The sequence below is a fragment of the Ramlibacter tataouinensis genome (assembly GCF_001580455.1).
Lineage (GTDB): Bacteria > Pseudomonadota > Gammaproteobacteria > Burkholderiales > Burkholderiaceae_C > Ramlibacter > Ramlibacter tataouinensis_B.
The window spans coordinates 3,420,030-3,442,624 of the sequence record NZ_CP010951.1 but is presented as its reverse complement, the minus strand read 5'-3'; the positions used below and the strand labels follow the sequence as shown (position 1 = coordinate 3,442,624).

At 65.7% G+C, this 22,595-nt stretch carries 18 protein-coding genes; 10 read left to right on the top strand and 8 right to left on the bottom strand.

Annotated elements, in window-relative coordinates; all coding sequences use genetic code 11:
• Positions 1-29: 29 nt before the first annotated feature.
• Entirely contained in the window at positions 30-1,136 is a 1,107-nt protein-coding gene (locus UC35_RS16080; protein WP_158513922.1) for a cyclase family protein, read from the bottom strand.
• 151 nt (positions 1,137-1,287) lie between these two features.
• On the opposite strand from UC35_RS16080, the gene UC35_RS16075 reads away from it, so the two are divergent.
• The 3 genes from UC35_RS16075 (at position 1,288) to UC35_RS16070 (ending at position 2,906) form a co-directional block, all read left to right on the top strand.
• Positions 1,288-2,256: a Bug family tripartite tricarboxylate transporter substrate binding protein gene (locus UC35_RS16075; protein ID WP_061501436.1), complete on the top strand. Its 969-nt coding sequence runs from the start codon at positions 1,288-1,290 to the stop codon at positions 2,254-2,256.
• Between the two features lie 192 nt (positions 2,257-2,448).
• A complete protein-coding gene (locus UC35_RS24000) occupies positions 2,449-2,604 on the top strand; it encodes a hypothetical protein (protein ID WP_158513921.1) in 156 nt (51 codons plus the stop codon).
• Positions 2,605-2,678: 74 nt separating this feature from the next.
• A complete protein-coding gene (locus UC35_RS16070; RefSeq protein ID WP_061501434.1) occupies positions 2,679-2,906 on the top strand; it encodes a hypothetical protein in 228 nt (75 codons plus the stop codon).
• 110 nt (positions 2,907-3,016) lie between these two features.
• Here UC35_RS16070 and UC35_RS16065 read toward each other — a convergent pair whose 3' ends face one another.
• Complete coding sequence (locus tag UC35_RS16065; RefSeq protein WP_061501432.1) at positions 3,017-4,327, bottom strand: D-amino acid dehydrogenase; 1,311 nt, start codon at positions 4,325-4,327, stop codon at positions 3,017-3,019.
• A gap of 128 nt (positions 4,328-4,455) precedes the next feature.
• Here UC35_RS16065 and UC35_RS16060 point away from each other — a divergent pair, with 128 nt between their 5' ends.
• The 4 genes from UC35_RS16060 (at position 4,456) to UC35_RS23995 (ending at position 6,336) form a co-directional block, all read left to right on the top strand.
• Positions 4,456-4,947, top strand: coding sequence for a winged helix-turn-helix transcriptional regulator (locus UC35_RS16060; protein ID WP_061501430.1), 492 nt, complete (start codon positions 4,456-4,458; stop codon positions 4,945-4,947).
• A gap of 445 nt (positions 4,948-5,392) precedes the next feature.
• A complete protein-coding gene (locus UC35_RS16055; protein ID WP_061501428.1) occupies positions 5,393-5,746 on the top strand; it encodes a DUF4148 domain-containing protein in 354 nt (117 codons plus the stop codon).
• Positions 5,747-5,750: 4 nt separating this feature from the next.
• Positions 5,751-6,161 carry a hypothetical protein gene (locus tag UC35_RS16050; RefSeq protein WP_145979503.1) on the top strand — a complete coding sequence of 137 codons (411 nt, stop codon included), beginning with the start codon at positions 5,751-5,753 and terminating at the stop codon, positions 6,159-6,161.
• Between the two features lies 1 nt (position 6,162).
• Positions 6,163-6,336 carry a hypothetical protein gene (locus UC35_RS23995; RefSeq protein WP_158513920.1) on the top strand — a complete coding sequence of 58 codons (174 nt, stop codon included), beginning with the start codon at positions 6,163-6,165 and terminating at the stop codon, positions 6,334-6,336.
• Positions 6,337-6,369: 33 nt separating this feature from the next.
• Here UC35_RS23995 and UC35_RS16045 read toward each other — a convergent pair whose 3' ends face one another.
• From UC35_RS16045 to UC35_RS24290, 6 genes are all read right to left on the bottom strand, one after another.
• On the bottom strand, positions 6,370-9,792 hold the full coding sequence (locus UC35_RS16045; protein WP_061501425.1) for a patatin-like phospholipase family protein: 3,423 nt from the start codon (positions 9,790-9,792) through the stop codon (positions 6,370-6,372).
• Complete coding sequence (locus UC35_RS23990) at positions 9,789-11,486, bottom strand: hypothetical protein (protein ID WP_158513919.1); 1,698 nt, start codon at positions 11,484-11,486, stop codon at positions 9,789-9,791. Before UC35_RS23990 ends, UC35_RS16045 begins: the two co-directional genes overlap by 4 nt.
• 19 nt (positions 11,487-11,505) lie before the next feature.
• A complete protein-coding gene (locus UC35_RS16035; protein WP_082793304.1) occupies positions 11,506-15,660 on the bottom strand; it encodes an ATP-binding protein in 4,155 nt (1,384 codons plus the stop codon).
• 481 nt (positions 15,661-16,141) lie between these two features.
• The gene (locus tag UC35_RS16030) at positions 16,142-16,492 is read right to left on the bottom strand and encodes a DUF4148 domain-containing protein (RefSeq protein ID WP_061501419.1); all 351 of its coding nucleotides are present in this window, start codon (positions 16,490-16,492) and stop codon (positions 16,142-16,144) included.
• Positions 16,493-16,588: 96 nt separating this feature from the next.
• Positions 16,589-17,371, bottom strand: a complete 783-nt coding sequence (locus tag UC35_RS16025) for a Crp/Fnr family transcriptional regulator (protein WP_227820349.1) — start codon at positions 17,369-17,371, stop codon at positions 16,589-16,591.
• A gap of 24 nt (positions 17,372-17,395) precedes the next feature.
• Positions 17,396-17,920 carry a hypothetical protein gene (locus UC35_RS24290; RefSeq protein ID WP_227820348.1) on the bottom strand — a complete coding sequence of 175 codons (525 nt, stop codon included), beginning with the start codon at positions 17,918-17,920 and terminating at the stop codon, positions 17,396-17,398.
• Between the two features lie 53 nt (positions 17,921-17,973).
• Between UC35_RS24290 and UC35_RS23700 the strand changes: the two genes are divergently transcribed.
• The 3 genes from UC35_RS23700 (at position 17,974) to UC35_RS16010 (ending at position 22,307) form a co-directional block, all read left to right on the top strand.
• Positions 17,974-18,387 (top strand): hypothetical protein, encoded by a 414-nt coding sequence (locus tag UC35_RS23700; RefSeq protein ID WP_145979501.1) that lies wholly within the window; start codon positions 17,974-17,976, stop codon positions 18,385-18,387.
• Between the two features lie 1,197 nt (positions 18,388-19,584).
• On the top strand, positions 19,585-20,958 hold the full coding sequence (locus tag UC35_RS16015) for a kelch repeat-containing protein (RefSeq protein ID WP_158513917.1): 1,374 nt from the start codon (positions 19,585-19,587) through the stop codon (positions 20,956-20,958).
• Between the two features lie 770 nt (positions 20,959-21,728).
• Complete coding sequence (locus UC35_RS16010; protein WP_061501412.1) at positions 21,729-22,307, top strand: hypothetical protein; 579 nt, start codon at positions 21,729-21,731, stop codon at positions 22,305-22,307.
• Positions 22,308-22,595: the final 288 nt, after the last annotated feature.

Below are 22,595 nucleotides of genomic sequence, written 5' to 3'. Positions count from 1 at the left end.
ACTACTGGCACTCCCCCAGTGCTGAGCCCTCACTTCTGATTCGGCACCCCGATCGCCACCGGCCGGATCACCGCGCCGGCAGCGCCCTTGTCGCGTGAGGGCAGCACCATGGCGCACGAGGTCCACACCTTGTCGGCGGCCATCGCGGCGAGGTTCAGGTTTTCGAGGTGGTGGATGCCGTACACCGACAGCATGTAGTGATGGATCGAGAAGGGCAGGCCCGCCTCGGTGCCCGGCGCGGGCGGTGCCTTGCCTTGCAGCATGCCGTCGGGCACCGCGTCGATGAAGGGCGCGTCCAGCCCGATCGCGACGATGCGCTTGCTGGCCAGCATCTTGGCCGCGTCCACCGCCAGCCCCGGCGCCATCGCGTAGTACGGGCTGTTCGGGTCGGCCGGATCCTTCCAGTGCTCGCTCCAGCCGGTGTAGATCCACACCATGTCACCGGGCAGGAGGCCGCGCTGCGCCAGCCCCTGGGCCTTGAGCATGGCGTCGATGTTGGCCGCGGTGACGAGCTGGCCGGCGCCCATCGCCCGGCCCTTGCCGACATGGGCCTTGGCGTCCAGCAACACGGCGGTGGTCACCAGCGGCGGGATCTTCTCGATGCCCAGCTTGAGCAACGGCGAGTCGGGCGTGGGCTTCACATCCTGCTGCTTGAAGCCGCCGTAGTAGGCGGCGTCGTCGGCAGCGAAGGGGTTCTTGGGGTCCCAGGGATTCTTGATCGACGCGAAGTGGCCCAGGGCGTCGATCTGGGTGCCCTGCTGCTGCGGCTCGGCGCCGGCTTCGAACGCTTCGCTGTTGAAGGCATGCGCCGAGAACGGCACGCCCGCGGTCGGCTTGGGCTTGCTGAGCGACGGCGGCGCGAACGGCGACTTCGGCATGGTGTTCGACCGTTCGAAGGAGGCCTCGTAGCTGCGCGCGCCGCGCTGCGACATGTGCCAGCCGCAGCGCCGCGTCGTCACCTCACCGAGCACGTTGGCCATGCCGCGCTCGTCACCCGCCGGCCACGGTGGCTTCGGCGCGCGGGTGGCTTGGGTTCTCAGTTCGGTCGGCTCGAGCGCCGAAGTCGCCATCGGCGCACCGATGGCCAGCAGGGCGGCTGCAACAAAGGATGCGCGCTGGAACATGGATGGTCTCACCGCTGTTCTCCTGGTGCTTCTCCGAGGGGCATGGTAGCGCCACTCGTGGCCAAGGCGTGCAGAATCAAGCCAGGCTAGGGTCTGCTCATCCGAAAGCCGATTGACAGTTGGCCTGCCTACGCTAGCCGTGTCCAACCAAGGAGACAAAGCCATGAATCGTCGCGACCTCGTCCTGGGTGTCCTCGCTGGCGCGGGCCTGAACGGCCTGGGCCATGCGCAGTCGGCCTGGCCTGCCAAGCCCATCCGTCTCGTCGTTCCGTTTGCGCCCGGCGGCAGCAGCGAGATCATTGCCCGCAGCGTGGCCGCCGAAATGCAGGCCGCCTTGTCGCAGAGCGTTTTCGTCGACAACAAGCCGGGTGGCAGCGGCAACATCGCCATGCAGGATTGCCTCAATGCCGGCGACGGACACACCATCATCCTGGGTCATATCGGCACGCTCGCCGTCAACCCCTTCCTGTTCGCCAAGCTGCCCTTCGACGTCAACAAGGACTTCAAGCCGGTGTCCTTGCTGGCCAAGGTGCCGAGCCTCTATGTGGTCAACCCCACGGTGCCGGCGAAGAACCTCAAGGAGTTCGTGGCGATGGCCAAGGCCTCGCCGGGCAAGCTCAACTACGGCTCGGCCGGCAACGGCAGTGCCGGTCACCTGGCGATGGAGTACCTCAAATCCGAGGCGGGACTCTTCATGGTGCATGTGCCCTACCGCGGCACCGGCCCGCAAATGACGGACCTGCTGGCCGGGCGGCTGGAAGCGGCCTCGGTGGGCGCGGCCGCGGTGATGCCTTTCATCAAGGCGGGCAAGCTGCGCTGCATCGCGACCGGCTCGAAGGAGCGTCTGCCTCAGTTGCCGGATGTGGGCACGGTGGCCGAGCAAGGCTATCCGGGCTTCGAGATGACGCAGTGGTATGGCCTGATGGCCCCGGCTTCGATGGCGGACGACCAGGTGGGCAAACTGGCGGCGGCCGCGGCCAAAGCCGTCAAGAGCCCGGCCGTGCAGAAGCGCTTCGATGAGGAAGCGGTGTTTGGCGTAGGCGACACCCCGGCGCAGTTCCGCGCCTTCATCGGCACCGAGCAGGCGCGCTGGAAGAAGGTAGTGGCGAGCGCCGGCATCAAGGTGGACTGAGCAGCGCGGTGCGCGGCACCGCCACCAAGACCTGGGCCAGCCTCGCGCTGGCTTTTTTACGCCTGGGCCCGGCAGTCCGTTCGAGGCCTGGTGCGCCCGGGCAATCCGTTTGAACCGTTTGCGATCCGGCGGCAACCCAGCGTCCGACCACTGGCATTCGAGCCCAGTTGTCCACCGACCCGAGGACATGCCATGAAAACGTCCCTGACCGCCCGCCTCGCTGCCCTTTGCGTTTCGGCCGTGATCACTACCGCGCTGGTGCAGTCCATCGCCCTGCTGGGCCATCCCCGCCCTGCCACGGACCTGCACGTGGCGCAGGCCGCCGCGTCTGCCGCAGCGGCTCGCTGAAGGCTCGGCTTTGGTCGGCGGTGCCGCCCCGCCGGCCAGAGCCTGAGACAAGGCGCGGCGAAGGAATCGACGACATGCTCACCTACAGGACCTACGCCCTCGCCACCATGGCCGCAGCCCTGGCGGCCACGGCCATTGCCAGCTGGCATCGAACCGATGCGGAAAACCTGAAACCGAACGCGCACACCGAACGCTCACCCAACGGTCCCGGTGATGCGAACGCCCAACCTGCGTACCTGCCAGCTCTCTTCTTCGAGGCGGAACGCGCAGCCCGGATTGAGCCCTTGCCTCCGCAATTCTGAAAACTTCGGCTTGGGCGGCGGCTGGCCACCGCCCAAGCCGATTCGTCAGGGCACTGCCGCCCCAACCACGACTTCCGCTCGCCATCCGGGCTGGGTTGGAAGTGAGAGGCTCATGCAGGTTGACCCGCCACGAAGCCTCGCGTCGGTGGCTGCGAGGGCGCGAGATAGCGGCTGATCCCCAGACCCTCGCTGGAGATGGCCGTGGGCACGCCGGTCATCATGTTGGCCAGCAACTGTCCCGAACCGCAGGCCATGGTCCAACCCAAGGTGCCGTGGCCGGTGTTCAGGAACAGGTTCGGGTGCGGCGACGCCCCGACGATGGGTGTGCTGTCGGGCGTCATGGGCCGCAGGCCGGTCCAGAACTCCGCTTGCGACAGGTCCCCCCCCGGGAACAGCTGATTCGTCACCATCTCCAGCGTCTCCCTGCGACGCTGGCGCAAGTCCAGGTTGAACCCCGACAGCTCCGCCATGCCACCGACCCGGATGCGGCGATCGAAGCGAGTCAGCGCGATCTTGTAGGTTTCGTCCAGCACCGTCGATACGGGCGCCCGCGAGTCGTCGGTGATCGGAATCGTCAGCGAATAGCCTTTGACCGGGTAGACGGGAATCTCCAGCCCCGTCGAGCCCAGGAACTCGCGCGAGTAGCTGCCCAAGGCAAGCACATAGCGATCCGCCCGCAGCGGCGCCTCGTTCGCTCCGTCCAGCTGGATGCCGGTGATCGCGCCATGAACGTCCCGTGTGAATCCGCGCATCGGCGTGCCGAAGCGAAACTGCACACCTTTCGCGATGGCCAGGCGGGCGAGCTGGTTGGTGAACTGGAAGCAGTCGCCGGTCTCATCGTCGGGCAGCCGCAAGCCGCCAACGATGGAAGCGCGCGAGTGGCGCAAGGCAGGCTCGGCCTTGCAGACACCATGAGCATCCAGCAACTCGAAATCGATTCCGCAATCGCGCAGCACGCGGATGTCGCGCTCGGCCTGTTCGACTTGTTCCAGCGAGCGGAACAACTGCAGCGTCCCGGCGGTGCGCGCCTCGTACTGGATGCCTGTTTCCTCGCGCAAAGCCTGCAGGCACTCGCGGCTGTAGCTGGCCAGTCGCAGCATCCGCTCCTTGTTGACGGTGTAACGCTTTGGCGAGCAGTTGCTCAGCATCGCCGCCAGCCAGCGCAACTGGAAAACCGAGCCATCCATCCGCACCGACAGTGGCGCGTGCCGTTGGAACAGCCACTTGATCGCCTTGAGCGGAATGCCAGGCGCGGCCCAGGGCGTCGAATAGCCCGGCGACACCTGCCCCGCATTGGCAAAGCTGGTTTCCTGCGCCGGCCCTGCCTGCCGGTCGATGACGGTGACCTGGGCGCCCGCGCTGGCCAGGTAGTACGCGGTGGATACGCCGACCACGCCGGCGCCAAGCACGATGACCTTCACGATGTTCCCCTTCGAGATGGATCAAGCATCAACTCTAGGTGGACATCGGCGGTAAACTTTGCTGATTTTCAGCGACATCACGCGACCTTTTATCGCGAAAGAGCTCCTGGAAGCGGGCCCGCAGCAAAATGACCGAACAGCTCGAACTCGACAGCATCGACCTGCGAATCCTCGACGCCCTTCAGCGCGAAGGCCGCATCACCATGAGTGAACTCGGGGAGCGCGTGGGACTTTCAACATCCCCCTGTTCGCAGCGGGTGAAGCGGCTCGAGCGCATCGGCGTCATCGCTGGCTACCACGCGAAACTGCAGCCGGCTGCCGTGGGCAAATCCGTGCTCGTGTTCGTCGAGATCACGCTGTCGGCCAAGTCCGAGCCCATTTTCAAGAAGGTGCGCGAAGAGCTGGAGCTCCTGCCCGAGGTCCTCGAGTGCCATCTCGTGTCCGGCAGCTTCGACTATCTGGTCAAGGCACGCCTGGGCGGCATGAACGAATACCGGCAGTTGCTGGGCACCATCCTGAAGCGGCTTCCGGTCGCAGCCCAGTCCAACAGCTACGTGGTCATGGAGGAGATCAAGGACAGCCCGGTCCTGCGGTTGGGCCCTCGTAGCGGATCACGCTGAACCCACCGCATGACGGCGAGAGCCGCACGCGCGAAAGTGCGCGGTGAACGAAGGCGGCACTTCTATCTGGTTGAAATCGCCCATGGCTTTCAAAGATCAGCCTGGCAGGATAGCCGCTCAAGGCGGACGACCGCCTCCGACCCCTTGCCGCCTCTCGCAGCGACCGCCAAAACCACCACTTTGCAGCGTGTCCGGTCGCTCGCCGGTGCACGCTCAGTTCACAGTTTCGGCTCCACTGCGGTCATTGATCCCCCAGTCCCTGGAGCGCGTTTTTTGTGATGTGCGACATGGCGCGGCTGTGGCGGAAGGCACCGGCGCATCCGAGCCATCTGCGAAAAGCGGTGCGTAAACGCACTGCGCCTTGAGCGCACGTTCCCCACGATGCGTTTGCCGGTTGCGGCATCACGCTGCGGTCGACACACCGATCCATTCAAGGAGAACGCTCATGAACCGCAACATTGCTCTCGCCCTGGTCAGCGCCTGCATGGCCGCCGGGCCGGCTTTCGCCGATGACATCACTGTGGATCCGCAACCCTTCGTCTCCACGCTCACCCGTGCCCAGGTCATGGAGGAACTGAACCAGTTCCGCCGCAGCGGCGTGAACCCCTGGGCCGACGACTACAACCAGCTGGCGCAGTTCCGCAGCACGAGCAATCGTGCCGAAGTGAGAGCCGAATATCTCGCCTCGCGCGGCGAAGTCGAGGCCTTCACCGGTGAGGACAGCGGCTCCGCATACATAAGCCGCATGGCCGCCATGAGCGCGCACCCTGCGATGCGCACGATTGCGCAGGGCGAGTGAGGTCATGGTGTCGGACACTTCCCATTCGGCCGGCACCCTGTCCACGGGCCACTCCGGGTGGCCCGGCATCGCCCTGTCGCACCTGGTTGCCCTGTCGGGCGCAGTCTCGGGCAGTGTCCTGGCAACTGCCTTGATGCTCATCAGCCCGCTCCTGCAGAACTACTGGGCCTCGGGGCCGGAGGAGTCGCCGTTCGACCGGCTCACGTTGTTCAGGACGATGCTGGCCATCAGCGGCCGGATGGTGGTGGCGCGGCTCGCGGCCGTGCCGGCGCTCAGGCCTAGATCACTCGCAAACCACCCAGCAACGAGATCGGCCGATGCGCAGGGTTGTGGCCCGGGAGAGAGTACGCAGCGCTGCTGCGGCGCGGCCGAGTTCGCCACCCTTGATCATCAAACTGCCCACGAAGGAAACTGAAATGAAGAAAGTCAATTTTCTTGTGCTGGCCGTCGTGGTCGCCGCCCACGCACTCGTCATCCACTTCGTCGTGCGCGAGGCTGTCAAGGGCCGCGATCATTTCACCGACGTGGCGCTGACGCCCAAGTTGTTGCAGGCACCCGTCATGTACGCCAAAGCGAGCGCCCCGCGATGAGCTTTTGATCACTTCGCGACGGCGGTACCCAGATCAGGTCGGATGTCGCATCCGCAGGCTCGGGCGTGGCGCCGCGATGAAGGGCTGGGTGTCGCCTGCCATCGCGAAAGCCCGCTCCAGCCGGTACAAGGCCGTCAGTAGGTCCTGCAATTCCTGCTGCTGGCAACCGCAGAGCGGCTCCGTCGAAGGCCAGGGCTTGCGCTTGGACGCACCGCGCAATGGCGCGTGCCCCGTCGATCGCTTGATCTGAATGGCCAGCGGCACCGTGTGGTGGTCCAGCTGGGCCGCCTGCTGCAAGCCCTCGACGCGCTTGCGCAGGGCGACCAGCAGCGAGTTGAAGCGCACCCAGCGATGCTCGGCCCAGCCGGGGCTGCCCGGGTCGGCGAACTTCTCGATGAAGGCCCGCGCGGCCGGCGCCCCGTAGTCCTCCGCGAGGGCCAGGATCTTTTTGCGGGTCATGCAGATGTTGACACCGCCTTCCTCCGGCAGCAGGTACACGCGCACGACTCGGTCGCGCACGCCGGGCATGCGCATCATCGTGCTGTCATTCCAATGCCAAGTGGTCACCCACAAGCTGATCAGGAAGCCGCCCAGCCGCTTGAACGCCGTCTTCCCGTTCACGGCACGGCGGTCCCAGGTGTCGCCTCGGCCCTCATGGTGGAGGTCGGGCAGCCACACCTTCCGCTCCGGCCTTGCCTCGCTGCGCAGGTTCAACGAGATGCCGAAGGTCGGCCAGCGCGGGACCGTGTTGTCGAACAGGTGGATCGGAAAGTTGGAACACAGCCCACCATCGGACATCCAGCAGCGCGCGAGTTTGCGAGCCTGCCGGCACTTTGGCTCGTGGTCGATCGCCCACAGGGGCACGGCCGAGATCAGCAAGGGGAAGCTCATCGCGAGCCGCGCCGCGACCACGATAGGCAGGTCGGCCGCCGGCAGTTCGCGCAGGCCTTCGCTGTGCGCACCCGCGGGCGGGTCGGCCTCGCTGACTGGCGCGTACGGCCGCGACTTCATCTCCAGGTAGCGGACCAAGCCCGACGGGAAGTAGCGCTCGAGTTCCTCGGGGCAGAAGAACAGCCGGCCCATGTCCTCATCCTGGCCGGGCTGCTTGGGTTCGTCCAGCGGGAACCGGTAGGGCCGTCCGTGAGCCAGGTTGCTGGAATAGACCTCGAGGTTGATCGAGCGCCCCCCGCCGCCACGCGGGTCCTGCAGCGAGCCGGACGGCGCGCCCGGCGCGTTCCACAAGTCGCGGAAGGTCAGTGGCATGTCGTCGATCTCGCGGCCAGCCGCGCCCTGGATCGACGCATGCAGGAAGCCGGCGAGATCCAGCGATTGCGCCGACGCATCGTCAGGCCAGCCACGGCAGAGGCCGAAGCCGTTGGGCACGACGTGGCGCGCGAAGTCCCACACGATGCCCGCGAGGACGGCGACGACCACCGACACGCCCAGCGTCAGCACCGCCGCGGCGAACCACGGCAGCAGCAGTAGGACGCCCGGCGTCCGCAGATCGCGTTCATTGGCCCACAGGGCGGACAGCAGCGGCCCTGCGAGAACAACCGCCAGCAGCACGAGGAAGACGAGGGCCGCGAGCCAAACGTACTGGCGCACCGCTGCCATGACGCCGGCCAACACGAGCGTCTTCCCCGACTTTCGCTCGAGTGTCGCGAGAAAGATCTGGAACAGGCGCCGCGTCCCTTTCTGCGGCACGAACAATCTCTGAAGCAGCGTGCGACCCTTGTCCTTGTCCTTGTCCTTGTCCTTGTCCTTGTCCTTGTCGTCGTCGTCGTCCGCAAGCTTGTCGGGGAGCATCTTCAAGGCGTCGAAGCCTGCATCGGATCCCTTGCGACGCTGGTATTCGGCGGCAGCGGTCAATGCGGCCGCGAAAGCCCCGATGGAACTGCCTCCGATGTTCTTGAAGCGGTATCGCTTGGACAGCGTGGCCACGGCCGTCGCATAGATGATGCCGCTCGTGACACCCCCCTCCATCACGATGTCGCAATAGCGGTCGGCGGGGGCCCCGCCGGCATTGACTGCGTGGGGGTCGCGCGTCGGCACCGCTTCGTCTTCCGGCGTGTCCAAGCTCGTCATCGCGGCCAGCGCCTGGCGGCCTGGAAACAGCGCATACAGCATGCCGCGCGTGCTGACGAACGGCGTGAAGCCGTCGAGGTTGATGGCCGGACCATTCTTCAGCGGGATGTGAAACCGCGCGCCCGGCTCATCGTGGCGCCCGACCAGCGGATCCTTGGCGCGCCCGCCGGTGCGTGGGCCCATCGGGTTCTTCTCCATCCATTCGGAGACCACCAGCTCGAACTGGTCCTCGATGCTGGCGCAGAAGAAGACACCCATCAGGCCGCGATCGGCGTCGCGTGTCTGTGGGCTGTCCTGTGGGTCGTATTTGGGTCCGTACGGCATGCCGCGCCGGAAGATAGTGCGTGCGCGCTTCGGTTGGACGGGGTCGGTGCGCGGGTTGGTGCGCCGGATGTGGGCGCCGAACGGGCAGCCGAACCCGTGCTTGTCGGCCTGGGGGTCGAAGACCGGGTTGACCTGCATCGGATGGGGTGGCGCCGTCTCTCCGGGCTGCACGACCGCACCGTCGGGCCAGCGACCGGACATCTTGGCCTTCAGGAAATCGGCATTGACGTAACCATATTTGCCCTGTAGCGCCGTCACCTGCTTGTGCAGGTAGTCGTCCAGGCGCTCTTCGTGCTGTGCGACCTTGCGCAGCACGCCGAAGCTCGCATTGCGAAGGAACGCTGCCGTCTCTTCCGGCGTGTCCTGGTCGCTCCAGAAATTGAAGCCGCTGTCGTTGGGGTAGCCCAGCAGCAGTTCGCCGGCCTTGTGCCGTTCGCCTGCGTGGGCGTCGATGACCGGCCGCGCAATGTTGTCGCGCAGGCCGAAGTGCACGTAGCGAATCTTCTTGCGGGGGTTTTCCGGGTCCGGCTGATGGGTGAGGTGGCACGCGCTGAGTCCTTTGGCGCCCCAGCCCGCAAAAGCGAGGTCCGCGCCGGCACGGGTGCGGAGCTCGGCCACCTTGCGATCCAGCTCCGCCGGGTTGTCGGCATGGACCGCGATCCACACGTCGGCGTCGTCGCTGGCGAACGGCGCGTCCCAGCGCTCTACCGCGCTGTCGCCGGCATCACCGAGCCGCGGCGCGCGCAGCCTGGCGCCTTCCGCGAACGCGGGTGACTTTTCCTTGAGAACGCGCAGATGCTGCGCGGGCACGCCGAGCTTGCCCAGCCCGCGGTAGGTGAAGCCGATGTTGACCGACGCCGATTCGCGCGTGCGGCGTCCGCCGAAGGTGAGCACGCCACGGTGCAGCAGCCCGGCCAGGTACCGCCTTGCCTGGGCATCGTTGATGACCGTGAGCACGAAGTGACGTGCGCAGTCGCTGTCGTAGCCGGTCAGCGCGAGGCGCTGAACCTCGCCGGCCCGGGCCTGGCTCCATGTGACGGCGCTCATGGCCTCTTTCCTCCGGCGTTGTAGATGTCGGCCACGGTGTCGAGCGGGTAGGCGCTGAAGAAGTAGTCGCCGAGCGGCGCGCGGTGACAGCGGCGGATCGCCTCGACGAACTGCTTCGGGTGGTCTTTGATCGGCCGCGGCAACGGGATGTCGAGGAAGTCGAACTGCTTGTCGAACAGCGGCACGTCCAGCGCAAAGTGCTCGACATAGGCATCGAAATCGCCGTCGTACACCGTGCACATGACCAGGTGCCGGTTGTCCTCGGTCAACTCGAACCAGGCGAAGTGCACATGGTCCGACTTGGCCAGCGCATCCTCGACGATGTGCGCCCCGGCTGCGGTGAGGAGGCGCAGCGCGCGGGCGTTCTCGGCCACCGGTTCCTTGATCGGCAGCACGATGTACAGCGGTTGCTGGTTGAGCCGGCGGTCGCGCTGGTACTGCAGCGGGAACTTGGTGCACATCGCGCCCCAGCGCTTTTCCAGCGGGTGAAGTTGGGCGGTGGCCGGGTCGAGCACCCGGCTCAACCCGGGCAGCACCAGCACCTGCCGGATCGTTTCCACCAAGAGCGGCCATGCGAGGTGCTGGCCGACGCAACGGTGCGGGTATGCGCAGTCGTTCCAGTTGCCGCCGAAGCGCAGCGCCCGGCCTGCATCGACGCCCAGCGCGAGCAGCAGTTGCGCGCCGTCGGGGACGTTGAGGGCCGCGCGCAGGTTCGCGTCGCGTGCCACGCGCGCGAGGAACGGCGCCGGCGGGTTCCAGCTCAGGGCGCGGTCAACCATGCCCTCGAGCTTCCTCATGTCCTTGCGCTGCGCCGCCTCGATGGCGATGTCTATCAGCCACTGCCTGCCTCGCCGTCGCCTGAAGAAGTGGTCGATCGCGATCGCCACTGAGGCGGTCATGTTGCCGATGGTGCCGGCCATCAGCCCGAGGGCGACGAACACCAGCTCGTCGCGGCTCTTTCCCCCCGGCGCGTGCAGCCGCTCGATCACGGTCCGCCTCGGCTCGCCGACGCGCCGCGTGGCCCGGGGCTGGGCAGCCAGGCGCACGTAGTTCACGAGTTCCTCGCGGATGCGCAGGCTTTGGGGCGAATCCGGCGGCAGGCCCGAATCCGAGACGAAATGGCGGCCGACGATCTGGAAGCTGAGCTTTGTGTATGTCGCCTGCATGGCCAGCTCCAGGGCCACGTGCGCCTTGCTGTCGAGGCCGAACAGCAGCTGCACGAAATGCAGCGCCGCCTGCTGGGCGATGTCGACGACGTCGAACCTGCGTTGCTTAAGCGGTCGGATGCAGGCCAGGCGCACCGCTTCCCTGCCGGTCTTCTCGATCTGACTGGGGCTGTACTGCAGGGCCAGCATCGCCCGCATGTGCTGATCCTTCTGCTCCGGCTGATCGTCGAGCGCAAGCATGAAGCGCCCGCCGCTGTCCAGCGCGGCATAGGGCTCGACTCTGCCGAGCTTCAGCGCCTTGGACACCTGGTCGGCACGCGACACGAAATACACGTCCTCGCTGGGCCAGGACCGTCCGCAGCCGCCGTTGCTCATCACGCTCTTGAACTTCAGCACCGGACATCCGTCCCGGCGCAGCTCGCCGTAGAAGTGGGCACGCCGCGTGTCGTCGCGCAGCGATTCGAACAGCAGCCGGTTCTGCTCGAGCGGGTGCGACGCGGCATTGCGAAATTCTGCGAGCTTGCTCATGGTCTTCTTCCTGATGTGCTCAGCGCGGATCGACGATGCCCAGCTGCTCGAGCCGTCGTCGCGCGTCGACAAGATCGCGTGTCGCGCGACCTTCGGTGATCGATTCATAGGCCGGGCGCAGTACCTCGGCCGCCTGGAGCGGGCGCCCCTGGGCCACCCAGAAGTCGGCCAGGTCCATCGCCGCGCGCAGGCGCAGCGACAGCATGCGGCGCGACTGCGCGCACTGCAGCGCCTGCAGCATCCAGCGCTCCGCCTCGGCGGCGTACTCCGTCGACGAGGGCTGGGTGCCCTGCAATGTGAGCACGCCGATCTGGCGGAGGATCTCGGCCTCGTAGTAGCGCTCGCCGGTGCGCTCGACGATCCCTCGCGCCTGCTGCAGCAGCGCCATCGCCTCGTCGCGACGCCCGCACAGCGCCAGCCCTTCGGCGCGCATGGTCAGGTAGAACGGCGTCGTGACCACCGCGCCGGTGGCCGCCCACAGTTCGTAGCCCTGCCGCATCTCCTCGACGCCGGCAGCGGCGTCGCCCAGGCCGGCCATGGCACGCCCGCGCATCACGCGTGCATGCGCCAGCCAGACCACGAAGCCGCCGTCCTCGCAGATGGCCACCGCCCGCTCGGCGCTCTCCAGCGCATCGCGAAACTCGCCGCGGAAGTTCTGCACTGCGGCTCGAAAGCCGTAGGCCTCGCCGAGGCTGAAGCTGTGCTTCAGACGCTCGGCCATCTGCACCACGCGCGTGACCCGCTGCAAGGCCTGGTCGGGGAAGCCCAGCTGCCACATCGACCAGCCCGAATAGCACAGGCACATCACGCCCGGGTCCTGCACCGAATCGGGCCGGTGCTCCAGCCGCTCGTACTGCGCAAGGCAGTCGTCCATCTGCTTCACCGCGGCTTCCATCTCGCCCTGGTGCATCACCACGTTGGCCAGCGCCCATTGGGTCTGGATGCGATGGATCGCGTTGCCCGTGTCAACGCGCGATGCCGCGTCCAGCACGTAGGCCTTGGCCTTGGCGAAGTCGGCGCGCATGAAGTGGTAGCCCTCCAGGCCGCGCAGCACGCGCATCATCGCCGCTTCGTCGCCCAGGGAATTTGCCAGCTCCATCGCGCGCGTATAGGCGCGCTCCACGCGCTCGGCGCCGTAGCCGTGCGTGGCGATCAGGCGTGCGGCAAGCAGCAACTGCAGCCTCAGCTCCTGCCGGTCGCGCGCCTCGCCGGGCGGCATGTGCAGCAGCACGGCGAGCGCACTGTTGACGTGGGCGATGGCCTCGACCTGCGCCGATCGCGATGCCGCCTGGCGGGCCGCGATCTCCCAGCAGCGCAGCGCCTCGGCGTCGAGCCCGGCTTCGGTGTAGTGGAACGCCAGCAGCTCCGGCTGGCGCTCGCCCAGCTCGCGGAACTGCTCGCCGATGACCCCGGCGATGACCTGATGCAGGCGCGAGCGGTCGCGCGCCAGCAGCGACCGGTACGCCGCATCGCGCATCAGCGCATGCTTGAAGGTGTAGCGGGTGTCGTCGCCTTCGTCGCGGCCCAGCAGCATGCCCGAGCGCTGCAGCGTCGCCAGCAGCGGCTCCAGTTCGCCGGTTGCCACGGGCGAGTCCGGGTGCTGCAGCACGGCTTGCAGGAGGGCGCGCGGGAACTCCCTCCCGATGGTCCCGCCCACCTGGGCCACGTGCTTGGCGTTGCCCAGGCCGTCCAGCCGCGCGGTGAGCAGGTCGAGGATGGTCGCCGGCACAGGCGGCACCGTGGATGCGCCGGCGTAGGCAGCGGCGCCGCGTTCCACCGCCATGCGGGCGGACTCCTCGATGAACAACGGCACGCCGTCGGCCCGGGCCGCGATCAGGTGGACCATCTCGCTGGACAGTCGCTGATCGCCGCAGACGCCATGCACGAGCGACCGCGACATGTGCGGAGACAGGCCGCGCAACACCATCTCGTGGACCGGCGCCCGCGGGTGCCAGACGCTGTCGGCATCGGAGCGGGCCGTGACCACGATGAGCAAGGGCTGTGCTCGCGCCGCGTGGGCCAGGCGGTTGAGCACTTCGGCCGTGGACGGGTCCACCCAGTGCGCGTCTTCCAGCACGATGCAGGCGGCGGTGTCGCGCGCACGACGCTTCCCCAGCGCGACAAGCAGGTCCACCGTCATCTGGCGCCGCCGCTCGGCCGACAGGTCCAACGCCGGGTGGCGTGTCGGCGTGGCGAGGCCCAGCAGGTCGGCGAGCAGCGCAAACGCACCCTCGTCGATGAGGTCCACACCGGAAACGAGCCGGCGCAGGCGCGCAAGGTTGGCGGCATCTGGATCGGTCGCGCCAATGTGGAGCTGTGCGCGCAGCGAGTTGATCAGCGGCTGAAACGAGCTGTTAGCGTGCTCCGGTGCACAGCGGCACTCGAACACTTCGTGGCCCTGCTCCGCCAGCGTGCGCTTGAGCTCGCGCACCAGCCGCGACTTGCCGATGCCGGCCTCGCCGACGATGCGCACGAGCCGCAGCGTTCCGGATCGCACCGCAGCCCAGTGGTCGTCGAGCGCCGCGAGTTCGGCCTGTCGCCCGACGAAGGGCGCCATGCGTGGCGCGAGCTTGGCCGCGTCGGCGTCCGTCTTGATAGAGGCCGCCGCCGGGCCCAATGCGCGAAACAAGGGTTCGGGGTGGTCGAAGCCCTTCAGGGGGTGCATGCGTTCCAGCGGCTCGAAGCGAAAGCGGTCGCGCACGATCCGGCGGGTCGCGTCGCCGACGACCATCGTGCCCGGCGCGGCGATCGACTGCAGGCGCGCCGCGAAGTGGATCGCCGCACCAACGGGTTGGCCGTCGCGCACCACGACCTCGCCGGTGCACACGCCGACGCGCACGCGTAGGCCGAGCGCCTGCATCGCGTCGATCAGCTCGAACCCGGCCTGCAGCGCCTGAGGGGCCGCGTCCTCGCGGGCGACCGGCACCCCGAAGTAGCACATGTAGCCGTCGTCGCCCTGTGGCGCGTCGGGCATGCCGCCATGCGCGCGCAGGATCGATATGCTTTGGCGGTGGTATTGGGCGAGCAGCTCGCTGTAGCGTTCGGCGCCCAGCGTGCCCAGCAGGCGCGTCGATTCGACGAGGTCGATCGACATGACCGTCACTTGGCGCAGGTTGTCCTCGGCGCGACGGTGACGATCCGGCGTGAAGACGATGGCCGTGCCATCGCCGTATAGCTCGGACCGCAGCATCGCCACCGGCGCGATGCCGCGCTGCTGGTGCAGCGCGACACGCGCCGCACGCACGGCCTCCGCGAGCGAGGACCCCTGCAGCAGGCCGGCATAAGTGGCGGCGCTGAATTCCAGCGTGTGCTGGCCCGTGGCGGTCGACGAGAAGACGAGCGCGGCCACGCCGGCATGGCATGCGCGGATCGCCACGCGCTGCAGCCCCTGACGGCCGGCTTCGTCCGCGGTGTCCTGCATGATCAGCAACTGCGGCGCCGGGGTGAACTCGGCGAGGACCGCGACGTCGAACGGCTCGCCGTCGCGCCACGCAGGCGCAGCGTGCACTCCGGCGCTGCCGTGCACCGGCCCGACGTAGTGCACCACGTCGCTCGAGAGCACGAGGCCAGTCAGTTCGTCGCGGCGCACGTCCAGCGTGGAGGCTGCGCTGATCGCCGCGCCTTCCATCGCGCGCAGGCGCGCGATCAGCTCCCGCGTCGGCGCGCCGCGCTCAGCGTGCACTGCGTCGCCGGCCAGCACGAGCACCTTGAGCGGGCCTTGCCTGGCGACGGTATGCCCGGGCGGCGGCGGGCTGGTGTCCGCCACGACCTGCCGTGCCAGGCACCAGGTCTCTCCGAGGAAGCTCTCGCCATCGAAGGCCAGTTCCCAGGGCACCCAGGCCAGGGACCGGTCCAGTTGCAGCGACAGGTGACGCGGCGCCGCGGCGCGCAGCGCGCTGGCGATGGTGCCGGGCAGCAAGCCGCTCCAGAGGCTGCGGCCGAGGCCGCACCATGCCGCGGCGACGTCATGCCGGCCCAGGGCCAAAGGGTCCGCCGCGGCATGTTCGACGCAGGCCTGGAGGTCACGCCGAAGCGATTCGAGTGTGGCCCCGGCCCCGGCAACCCAGGCCAGCCTCGCAAGCTGCCTCGAATCCGTGAGTGACAGCACGAGGCTGTCGGCCTGCGCGAGCACAGCCAAGCTGATTGGTCCCGAATCGTCGGTGGCCCGTCCCATGAGTTGTTGTCATCCTCCGGCAACCCACCGCCGGCGGCCGGTACACGAATCGATACTCGACATCGATTGGGACCTCCCATTCGAACCTGTGCCTGTGGTCCACTGTGGCCGGAACTGCCAGCCAAGCTATGACCGACGTCTCATAACAGTAGTTCGTCCCTCGACGAGGGCTGCCCAATCCCTAGGATGAAGGAGGGCTCTAAAGCGCCCCCGCTTTGATGCTTAGGGTAAAGGCTCTTCAGCATAGGGGGAGTCGGAGCTCAGCGGGCACCGGAGATGAAACAAGAATGGCCGTTTTGCGTGTAGGGGCATCGGCTGTGCTGAAGCCATGGCTCAATCGTGCGGCAGCATGGGCCGCCAACTCGCTTCTCCTTATTGAAGAGTTCCGATCTTGGCTTGTCCGAGGTTCAGCGATGCGGGCCACCCGGAGTGGCCCGCAGACAGCGTGTCGGGCTAACGGAAAGCGCCCGGCACCATCACGTCACTCGCTCTTCGCAAGCGTTCTCATTGGAGGATGCGCGCTCGCGGCCGCCATGCGGCTCATGTACGCCGAGCCGCTGTCCTCACCGGTGAAGGCAGCGACCTCGTCGCGCGAGGCGCGATAGGCGGCTTGCACCTCGGCACGAGTGGTCGTGCCGCCGGAGGCCATCAGGTTGTAATCGTCGGCCCAGGGGTTGACGCCGCTGTGGCGGAACTGCATCAGTTCCTCCGTGACCTGGGCACGGGTGAGCGTGGAGACGAAGGGGTTCGGATCCACGGTGATGTCATCGGCGAAAGCCGGCCCGGCGGCCATGCAGGCGCTGACCAGGGCGAAAGCGAGTTTGCGGTTCATGAGCGTTCTCCATAAAAGGATCGGTGGGCCGGCCGCAGCGTGCTGCCGCGACCGGTAACCGCATCGTGGAGAACGGGCGCTCAAGGCGCAGTGCGTTTACGCACCACTTTTCACAGATGGCTCTGATCCGCCAGTGCCTTCCGCCATGTGCTGCAGCCGCGCGATGTCGCACACCACCAGCGCCGCGCCGTCCCGCGAAAGCACGCCGGCGCGGGTGAGCGAGGACAGCTCGCGTGTGACCTGCTCGCGGTAGGTGCTCACGCGGTGCGCAAGCGCCGTGTGCCTTGGAATCGGTTCGATGCGCGCAGGGCCGGCGGCACTGCTGCCCGCTCGCGCAAGGCGCAGCAGTTCCATGCACAGACGTTGCTGCACGGTGAGCGTGCTGACTTCCAGCACGCGCTCGACCAGTCCGCGCGCGAGATCGGCCAGGCGCAGGAGCACGCGCTCATTGACGATCCACTCCTCGCGCAGAAGATCGCGGAACGCCGCAGGCGGCATCGATGCGACAAGTCCCGGCGTGAGCGCCACGACGTCGGCCGAGCGCTTGCGGCCATCCAATGCGGCAAGTTCGCCGAAGCACATGCCTTGCGTGAGATCTTCCAAGCTCGTCTCGCGCCCATTGGGCGAATACGTCGTCACGCGCACGCTGCCGGAGACGATGAAGTACACCTCGCGATCGGCGTCTTCGCGCGCGACCAGGCGCTGCCCGGCGATGCACGTGCGCCAAACGCAGCTGCGGCTGATGGCGTCTAGCCTGGCGCTGGACAGGCCATGCAGCAGGTCGATGCGTCGCAGTCCGAGGCTGGAAGGTTGAGCTGGTTGAGGCATCGTGCTTACCTCCGAGGCAACCACTCTAATTCGCTCGCCAGTTCGCAGCAAGAACCTCCAGCGCGACAGCTGAATTCAGCGCGCAAACGCCGCTGAATCCCGGAAGCAGTCAAACCGACTTCGGCTCTGAATTTTGTACGCCTGGCGGCAAAAATCCCAGAAGCGCCCGGCAATGCACTGAAATCTCGAGAGCGTCGTCACCCTCAATGTAGCGAGCGGAGTGGCCAGCAGGTCGCAGGCCCAAAACGAGAACGGCCCGTCGATGCTCTCGACAGACGCTTGATGAATGTGTTCGACATGACGCCAGGCCTCCCGCACGGAAATCACTCGATTCGGTGCGTAAACGCACATCAACCGCGCATCGCCCTGCCTAGATTTCGGTTTGTGGACGAGCGTGTCCACGCAAGCAACGGAGATATTGTCATGCGTGCATTGACTTGGTTCCTTTTCGTTTCCGTGCTGTGCCTTGCCGCTGCGGTAGCCCAAGTCGCTTTCGGCAACGAAGTCGATTCTCTTGTGTCCACCAATTCGCGCGAAGAAGTGCGCGCCGACTGTGAGGCGTTCAAAGCGTCCGGCGTGAATCCCTGGTCGGAGACGCACACCCCGATCGCTTCCTTGCAGAGCACGCGGCCCCGCGCTCACAGGAGATCGCCATGACCTGCCATCTCGAGTCGTCCCTGATCATCAGTGAGACGGCTGCTGCACCATCGATGGAGTTAACGATGGATGCCCATACTGTGTTGCGACTCTTCCTTGCTTCGCTGGCCATGCTGGTTGCCAGCTCGGCCGCGAACTTAGGACACGGAGCGGCAAGAAGCCCACTTTCGTTTGCGTGGCCAGCATGGCCGGGGCCGACCGACACACTGGCCGCAGACCGAATCCCCGCGAGCGGCAACTCAGTGGCGAACCGGTCACTCCTGGATGGGGATCGGGTGATCGACAACGGGAGAACGACGATGGCGAACTACCGAATCGGGCGCGTGGCCCTCCACCTGATGTGCATCCTGCGCGGGAGCGACTTGCGGATGCACATGGCCGGCGTGGTGCGAGAACTGCAGTGCACATGAAGCCGCTCCAGGAGCGGCAGGGCGAACTGCTCTCTTGACAGGGCTTCACTCGCCAAAACGGCAGGATTCGATCCCCTTGTTGCCGCTCGTAGCTCCGGCTACAACGTCCGCTTCGCAGCGTTTGCGGTCGCTCGCCGATAGAAGCCCTGTCTCCGGTCTTGGCGCCAATGCGGTCATTGAGCCACTCTGACCTGTAAGAGCGCGAGCGACGGCAAGGGGTCGAAAGCGGCCGTAAGATCATCTCAGGAGAGCGTTTCGGATCCGCTGTCCCTCAGCAGCTGGCCACAGCTCAGCATCGGCTCGGTGCTGCTTGTGGCGTTCCCGCCGGGTACCCGGTCAGGGGAGAGAAGCTAAGCCGCACCCTGCTTGAAGCGCATTGGTCCCTGTCGCCGCGAAGCCTGGCCGAGATGTCGTCAAGGGGTTCAGAGAAGTCAGTGTCGCAATCAATGGACTGTTGTGTTGCCTACGGCGGCATGGTCGTTTAGGTCGCACTCTGCGCGTAGTCCGTGCGCGTGGAATGAAGGAACGCCACGCGCCACCGTGATTGATCACGCTGGAGCACCACGGTCTCGAGCCAGCACCGTGGCGTTGGAGAGCAACCCGTTGTGTCGGCGATGGAACCATGGTTCTCGTACACCACGACTCCGAGGTCACCCTGCACTGGATCTTCGGCGATTGGATGGTTGCCTCGACCGATGCTTCTGCCCGCAGGGCGGAAGCGACCGCCCTTCGCCCGGCTCGGATGGACCCTCAGCGACGAGTAACCAGACTCTTCGACTGCTGGAACGTTGGCGAAGTCGGCGCGGTCGTCAGCTCAGTGCTGGCTTTTCCGTCTTTGCAGGTCTTGGAGTGAACTCTCAAGGCCCCGGCAGGACGCTTGGCTAACCAGCATCTTGCCCTAGCGGGCGAGCATGCTCAAGTTCTCACACTGCCCAGGTAAGCAGTAGGGGTTGACGGCATGCCAGAACGAGCGCCAAGACCAACGTTGTCGTTCTTCGACTCATGAATTCTGTCTGTTGTGCTAACAATCCGAAACGCGCGGCCCAGCAGCAACGTGCACTTGTGTCGTGCGGGTGGTCGGCCGAGCGCTGTAGTTCAGCCTGGAACCGCGGTGCGTCCTTCAATGTCAGCCTTTGGGTGAGGCGAGATGGCGAAGCTTTGATGAGCTTGACCTGATAGAGGTCCATTTGCTATCTCTTGCTCATCGTCGCGCAGAGGATTTTTGCAGATCTCTGTGGCTTCTTCAAAAAATCTCAACGCACTGGCCAACGCACCTCGGAGGGTGTCATGTCGCGATTCTTGTGGACCCAGATGGATGATGTTGGACCGACCGCGCGTCTGCGGCACGCCATGTGCTTTGAGTCATCGAACAATCGAACGATCCTGTTTGGAGGCGACAGCGGTCACAACGGTTTGCTGGGGGACACCTGGATGCGTGAGGGTGATGCATGGACTCAGATCGGCGACACAGGACCGAGCAGTCGCCACAGCCACGCGATGTGCGGTTGCGGAACCAGTTTCCTTTTTGGAGGGCGCGGCAGGGACGCGTACTTCGGGGACACCTGGAGAATCCTTTCCGGTGACGATTGGACGCAGCTCGAGGACACCGGCCCGTCCGCACGTGCGGGGCACGGGATGGTCTTCGAACAACATGGGGCTCGCGTGATCCTTTTTGGCGGCGAGAACGCAGATGGCCCATTGGGTGACACCTGGCAATGGGACTTCATGCGGGAGGACAAATGGACTCAGATCGAAGACACCGGACCCTCGGCGCGCCGCTACCCAGTCATGGCTTATGACATGATCAACCGGCGCGTGGTGTTGTTCGGAGGCGTTGATGGCAGCGGCAGATCCTTGGGGGATACCTGGGCACTCACCGCTGCGGGGTGGGCGCAGATTGCCCACTTTGGGGTGCCATCAAGTGCCGCTGGCGCTATGGTCGGCACCGACGTTAATCTTGTGTCATACGGTGGTCTGGTTGGGTCTGACGACCTCTTGAGTGGTACCTGGAGTTTTGACGGACAATTCTGGACCCAACGTCAGGACATGGGGCCAGGTGCACGGTGGGGTCACGCGATGTCTTTCGATGCGAAGCGGCGCTCGATAGTGCTGTTCGGCGGTGCGAAGGCGGCGCCGGGGGCTGCCGGCGACCAGTTGGCGACGGGGGACACCTGGGAACATGTCATCTCGGATCCCGCTACAACGCCAATCTCAGGGTCTTCTGACAAAGAATCTGTGCCCACGGCCGCTTTTGTCAATGTGATACCCAATTCCGTGCGTCTAGGCCAACCGATGCAGATAACCGTTGGCTTTGACAAGGTCACCCCGGACCCGGTCACGGTCAACCTCGCGTGGATGACCAAGGCAGCCTTCCATGCAGCAAACCAAAGCGGAGTTTCACCGACCGCTGGCGATGTGCACCATCTCCCGGACATCGAGGCTTTTCCATGGGCGATCGAAGCCTCCACTGTGGTGACTAATCCCCTAAATGCACCTGGATTCTTCTACGTCATTGCAGCGACCAGCAACAAGGTTGTTGTATCAGTCGAGGTCGAGAGCTTGTTGTTTTGACGCTTGCATCAGGCCGAGAGCGTCACTGCGGCGACGTAAAGTCGACGCAGGGGCGGTATCGGGACTGGGGATACGGCACGTCGCCCCTAGCGTATGCCAGCACTGAATAAAGGCATCCGGCCTGTTTCATTTACTGCGTACCTGCAAGCCTGCGAGCCTGCGAGCCTGCGAGCCTGCGAGCAATCGAATTTTGAAAGTCGATCCGGACCGTTCCCTGCTTTGCGCGAAAGGAACGAATCACTGGCTGGTTCGAAGGGCCTTTTCAAGCGGAATGCGGGGCTCTAGGGTACCCGCCAACTGCGCGCGTTCGTAAGTTCGCCTCGCTTGGCGATTCAGGCCGTCCCCTATCCGAACGCGATAGCCGACAGGCTGAATCGCCATTTTGATTCTTCGGGTGTTGTGCTCGGGATCTTGCTCAAGCCTCGTAAGCCCCGCCTCCCAGGACTCGCGTCCGAAGTGTCGCCTAGAGTTTCGCGTTCTCGATCTGAGCACGGCTCTAGGTTATACCCCGCACCTGCAGATCGGGGAAACACGCCGATTTTGCCCGGTCTGTCATTGGACCGTGCGCTGCCTATCTTGTTGTTAGCCCGGCATTGAAGACGCGCCAGTATCGGAGGTGGTCGTGTACTGTGGGACGAATATTTCGTCCGCTCAGCTTGAGCTATCAGCGGACACCGTCTAACTTAGGGGTAAGCAATAACGCCACGGTCACTACTGCAGCTGAACAGTCAAGCAAACACATGTCGATACCTTCGTCTGTAGGTGGCTAAATGGCGGGGATGTTCGCAAGCTGGGTCCACGGAAACGCCTTGGTCGTCGAAGGTGACCCGCTCGAGTATTTCACGACGCGGGTTCAGGCTTATGTGGACTTGGCAACGGACAGCAATCCCCATCGCGCCTGGGGCGAAGCGGAGGCTCACGAAGTCAGGCCTCGTCTAGCCATTGATCATTTGGGTTGGGGAACCGTAGTCCGAATGCAGCCCGGAACGGCCCAATGGTTCCACATACCGATCCCGACGCCGGTTATCCATGACGATGTCCGGCTGGAGATGATTCGATTCTTCCTGCTTTGGAAGCTCGAAGGGCACGGGGAGCTGGCACAGGTTGATCTCTACGACGCGGGCGTGCAGGTTCTCGCAGGCTTCAAGCCTAAGCCCGGCGGGATTTACCTTCCTTACGGGCCAGGGGAGCACTTGCACATGGACTACTATTCCACGTTCGACTTGATGTTTCCGAGCCGCGCCGTTTGCACGTTCGGTTTTGGAATCTCCTTCCTCGTCCGGTCCACCGGAGCCACGACTCTGACCGTTACGGCGGCCGGCGCAGATTTCCAGCGCACATCCCAGTAGAGCGCGCCCGATTCGCCTCAAAGCCTACTTACCTGTTGAGCATTGGTCCGTCATCAGGCTCTAAAGCGGTGACCGGGCTCCACTGCTAAACGCTTGGCACTTCAATGCGGGGAGCCCGCGCGTGGAGATCGCGTAGTCGAAGTAGCCAGCTGTACCATGCCCCCAGTAGCTGGGCGTTCTCCACCCTTGGCGCCTGGCGCCCCTGGCGCCCCGAATCACGCCTGAGCGCGGGTCGGTAGACGGGTTGCCAGCGGGACGCCCGCACTGGCCGCTGCCGTCTGCGCGTCG